This is a genomic window from Citrobacter sp. S-77 (assembly GCF_963864895.1).
GTDB lineage: Bacteria > Pseudomonadota > Gammaproteobacteria > Enterobacterales > Enterobacteriaceae > Citrobacter > Citrobacter murliniae.
Genome location: NZ_CAWLWU010000002.1, coordinates 2235969 through 2240523, shown reverse-complemented (window position 1 = coordinate 2240523; position 4555 = coordinate 2235969). Strand labels below are relative to the sequence as shown.

Sequence of the window (4555 nt, the reverse complement as noted above, 5' to 3'; positions counted from 1 at the left end):
TCTACCAGAACTAACAGCAGGAATTATAACATTGCAAACAACCTCATACGTTTTACCGCTGCCAGGAACACCAACATACGCTGAAATAGCCATAAATCACCCAACAAAAGGAACTCGACGAATAAAAAAACGAACCAATAAAGCACTAATTACGGTAGACAATCCATAAGAAACCTGAAACAAATCTAAAAAATACCAAGCTGAATCAGGAAGAATTGAAAATAAATTTTTGATATCAGTAGATTGAGGAAGCCATGAAGAAACAACCTCAATAAACTCATGAACAAGAAAATAAAGCCCCCAGAATAAAATAAATTTGAAAACAATTCCGCGCAAAATAAATGTCAACACGGAGAATAAAGATGATAACAATAAAGAAAACAATCCGGTAAATGCAACAATCATAACAAAACCTACGCAGATAAAATAATTCTAATAGAGATAAATGCCCAAACGATACTTGATACCAATTGTATAAGCCCCCTATTCTGTTCAAAAAGGATGCACTGTGTATCAACCGTATAGACCTTACCAAACAACTCAAAAGACGCGACCGGACAAGAAACAGAAGACCGCGCGGAAAAATCGATATCAAACCCTTTTAAGAATGGGAATAATTCAGTAATTGGCCTCAAAATTTCAAAAGCAGTAGGTATATTAGAAATATCAGGTTCAGTTGGTGTAGGAAAATCTCCTAAATCAACTTTAATATCAGTATCGTTAGGCTTAGACGGTTCAGATGGTTTTTCATCAGGCAAAGTAGAAGTAGCGTTATCCACGCTTATATTAACATCAGAGCTTGTAGAATTCTGCGCAGGATAGAGCCAGTCAAATTTATTTAAAGTGCCAGAGTTAGGATAAACCTTTGAGATTTCTGTGCTGGTAACAGGATTAGACGGTGAAAAAGGTATGCCCTTATAATCAGGTTCTGATGATGCATCTAAAAGAAGTTTATTAACCAGAGCAGAAAGCTCATCCAAAGAAAGACTAATATTTTTTAGTTTATCTAAAGCAGAATAACCATCTTTATCTGATGCGATTTGATAATCTTTATCATTAGAGGAAGACGCGCTGTAATCAGAATTGTAACTAAGCTGAAATTTATGAGTAGTTGTAATGGTAGTCATTTCGCCATTACTTTTTTTAAAAGTAACATTTAAGTCATAAGTAACAACAGCAGCAGAAAAAGGACCATTTCTAACAATGGATTTAATTCCTGTAGAAGTTGTGCAATTATCACGTCCCTTACAGGAAGAACTAAAATCCTTTGCTGACAATACGGCATTTGCAACAGCCTGAGCACCACCATAAGCAATTTTATTAGAGGTAATATAATAAAAGAAAGGCCCCATCTCAGAAGTCACTTTCCCCTGCTCAACAATAGTGGCGCCTTCCGAACCAGCGCCAACAAGAGCAATAAAGGGATTGCTTTTTGAGGGCATAAAATCAGATATATAGTCAACACCATCAATAGTTACAGTATACGTGCCATCACCATTTGAACGTCCTTCAGTAGCAACAATATAATCATTACCAGAAAAATAATCAGCGGATAACTGCCCAGCAGAATAAGCTATACCCGCCCAAGTTAAACCACCACTAACCCCCCTGTAAAAAGAATCAGCAGGTATAGAAGATGATTTTTTTAAAATAGATTGGGATATAGCCTTGCGAGTATTTGAAACAAGCACAGGATAAGCTACATCAGCTGTAGCAGATTGAACCGCTCTATTAACAACAACCCTGCTAATAACTGTAGAGAGAACAGCCCTAGAAGCCAACAAAGGCAAAATAGCGTGAGCATAAAAAGGATAAATAAATATATAAAGACAGAAAAATAAACCAATTACCCCCGAAATCCTTGAATCACAGCCCAAGCGCATAGTAATCCCCATAAAAAAGCAACAATATACCAAAGGTCATTTAAGCTAATCATAATATAAGGAGGGTTTTCACCCTCCCTTCCCATAAAATCAAGACGATTTGACCATACGCAAAACCCAACGGACCCCAGCATAAGCAGCATATAAAGCAACAAGAGAAGCTGCTACAGCCATAATAGCAGTAATAACCCCTTGAAAATTAACGCTGTTAGTTAACTGACTCAAATCAATTGGAGTAGAAGACGACGAGGTCTCAGCAAAAACAGCAGAAGAAGAAAGAAGCAAAACAGGTAACAATAATTTAGATTTCATAAAATCTCCCTAAGCATTTTTTACAAGTCTAATGACTTGAGCAATGGATAAACTAAATAGATAAAGAAATACTACAGATGAAAACGCAACACCCCAACTGTTCGCCAAAGAGGAGTAATCAACATCAGCAGAGTGTTGCGGGTATGGAATCTCAGAAAAAGTAAGTTTAATTTCTTTGCAATCACCACCTGATTTAGCATCACAAATCGAGCCAAGAATAACATTTTCACGAGATTCCATAACAAATCACTTCTCTGCAATAGGAGTTAAAATAATTTTACCAACACGTAATTTTTGAAAATCGCCAACAAAAATACTGGATGGATGCAACTCATATAAACCAGCCGCATATGGAGCCTGGCCTTGTTCGAGAGGTATTTTAAATAACTGAGGATAATCCCCACCAAGAAAAATATAACCAGACTGCTCAGATATAGTATATGGTTTACCAGTACTCTTAGAAACACCACTACGAGTATCTGCAACAGCTTGCGAAGGTTTAATTTCAATCTTAATCATAATACACCTAATGTTAAGCTACACGTAAATGAGATAACTTTATATACCAAGAAGGAATAACACAATCCGAAACAGTTATTTCTCTGGTGTGTTTTACAACAACAGAACTAAACTTAGAAATATTACATTTCTGAGCTATATCAATACCAATTTTACGCAAACGAGCGCGATGAGTTTGAACCTGTTTTTTATTTAAATCAAAAGAATGACCATGCATCCATTGAATAGCGTACATTGCTGTTGTGTTAGCAGAACGCAAAGAGTCAACAACACCCTGAGAGATTAAATGTTCACTAATAGTTTCAAAATCCATAGATGTCACCGAAATCTTTTTATCAATTTCTACAAATTCATCCTGTAAAAGTTTTAAAGACGAATAATCAGAAAGTCCCCAATAACACAAACCTTTACGCTGTAAAAATCTAGACTTTAATTTTTGTTCAAAACGCACAATGCCAGATTCACGACAATAATCAATAACATTCAATAAATATTTATATTCAGAAGAATCACTACCAAACTTGTTTTTAATTTTTGTGAGGCTATGAAGCTCTAATTCAGAAGCTTTATTATAAACACACGGATAGATAAGGTTTACATTACCTTTTTTAGAAAGCCAATCAACAGATTTACCATTAGAATGCAAACGAGGCAAACTATTACGGTAAGGCTGAGTAGATAATGCAGATATATAATCATCTTCATTTCCCTTACCAACAGATTTGTTAGTAGTAATATGAAGTTCTTTTACTATCGCGCCATCAGATATCAAATGAACACGCTCATTCTCTTTGGTTTGAGAAGGAAAAATTCTAGTGCACTTAGTAAATAATGGTAAACCCAAATCCAAAAGAATTGAGTTAAAAACACAAACACAAGCATCTACGCTTGTTAATCCAAACAAATTATCAACCCTTCCCCAACGAGAAGGATTGCCAGTCATACGAAGAAGAGATCCACGTATTGAAATACTGACAACATCACAAAATGAGCCTTTGTGCTGAAAAACAGGCTGAGACAAAGAGCTAGCCTCACCACTCTGGAGGTGAACGCGTTGATATGCAACGTCCCCCAAAATGGGAAGCTGATAACCAAAATCTTGCTCAATACTCAACCAATCAAAAAACATAGTGCGCAAATACACAATGAAACATGTACACATCATACGACTAAGTGCACATGTACACAAGTGTATAGACATACATGAACTACAAATGCACTATCATGCGCAAACCACAGGTACACAAATCGAGACAAAGCTATGAATGGTAAAAAATATGCATCTTTAAGGGTTCCAGAAGAGAAAAAACTAGCCCTTGAAAAAGCCGCAATTGAAATAAGCTACGCAACAGGAAAACCATACAAATGGACGGATCTAGCTTTCTACACACTTGACAACTACATGAAGGAAGCCGTAAGAGACATCAAAGCCACAAAAAGATAATCACCGTGGGAAACCACGGTAAAGTTCGGGTGTCACAGAACCCCGAACTTAAATCGAGCAAAAATCAAGCAATACCAAAGGAATAATATGTAAACGGAAAGTTGTTTATGTGTGAAACCTTGAAACTCAGAATCAGCAAAACAGAGTTGGCCAGAATTCTAAAGGTCAAAGAAATGGAGATTGTCCTTGCTGAAAGAAATGGCAGGTTTTTCAGAGGGTTAAAGCTACCAAGGAAAAACAGCAGAGGCTATATTATGGGGGATGTAATAGAGTTTCTAAAAAAGATGGAAGAGCAACAAAAATAGGTGCGCACAATGGCGTTATGTATAAAAAGGCCGCTGCCGGATGAGAGTCTAGCAGCGGCCTTTTCAACATAACGCGTACTACATTATGCGCA

At 36.6% G+C, this 4555-nt stretch carries 7 protein-coding genes and 1 pseudogene; 1 reads left to right on the top strand and 7 read right to left on the bottom strand.

Going from position 1 to position 4555, the window contains the following annotated elements; all coding sequences use genetic code 11:
• From AACS05_RS24980 to AACS05_RS11190, 7 genes and pseudogenes are all read right to left on the bottom strand, one after another.
• A pseudogene (locus AACS05_RS24980) lies at window positions 1–93 on the bottom strand (zonular occludens toxin domain-containing protein); the annotation flags it as partial.
• A gap of 3 nt (window positions 94–96) precedes the next feature.
• The gene (locus AACS05_RS11215) at window positions 97–405 is read right to left on the bottom strand and encodes a DUF2523 family protein (protein WP_045442793.1); all 309 of its coding nucleotides are present in this window, start codon (window positions 403–405) and stop codon (window positions 97–99) included.
• Between the two features lie 8 nt (window positions 406–413).
• The gene (locus AACS05_RS11210) at window positions 414–1883 is read right to left on the bottom strand and encodes a hypothetical protein (RefSeq protein ID WP_144243070.1); all 1470 of its coding nucleotides are present in this window, start codon (window positions 1881–1883) and stop codon (window positions 414–416) included.
• A gap of 90 nt (window positions 1884–1973) precedes the next feature.
• Complete coding sequence (locus AACS05_RS11205; protein WP_071828927.1) at window positions 1974–2195, bottom strand: major capsid protein; 222 nt, start codon at window positions 2193–2195, stop codon at window positions 1974–1976.
• A 9-nt stretch (window positions 2196–2204) separates the two neighbouring features.
• Complete coding sequence (locus AACS05_RS11200) at window positions 2205–2435, bottom strand: hypothetical protein (protein ID WP_134873018.1); 231 nt, start codon at window positions 2433–2435, stop codon at window positions 2205–2207.
• A gap of 6 nt (window positions 2436–2441) precedes the next feature.
• On the bottom strand, window positions 2442–2714 hold the full coding sequence (locus tag AACS05_RS11195; RefSeq protein WP_045442788.1) for a single-stranded DNA-binding protein: 273 nt from the start codon (window positions 2712–2714) through the stop codon (window positions 2442–2444).
• A 13-nt stretch (window positions 2715–2727) separates the two neighbouring features.
• A complete protein-coding gene (locus AACS05_RS11190) occupies window positions 2728–3843 on the bottom strand; it encodes a phage/plasmid replication domain-containing protein (RefSeq protein ID WP_045442786.1) in 1116 nt (371 codons plus the stop codon).
• Between the two features lie 132 nt (window positions 3844–3975).
• Here AACS05_RS11190 and AACS05_RS11185 point away from each other — a divergent pair, with 132 nt between their 5' ends.
• Window positions 3976–4158, top strand: coding sequence for a hypothetical protein (locus tag AACS05_RS11185; protein ID WP_001013530.1), 183 nt, complete (start codon window positions 3976–3978; stop codon window positions 4156–4158).
• Window positions 4159–4555: the final 397 nt, after the last annotated feature.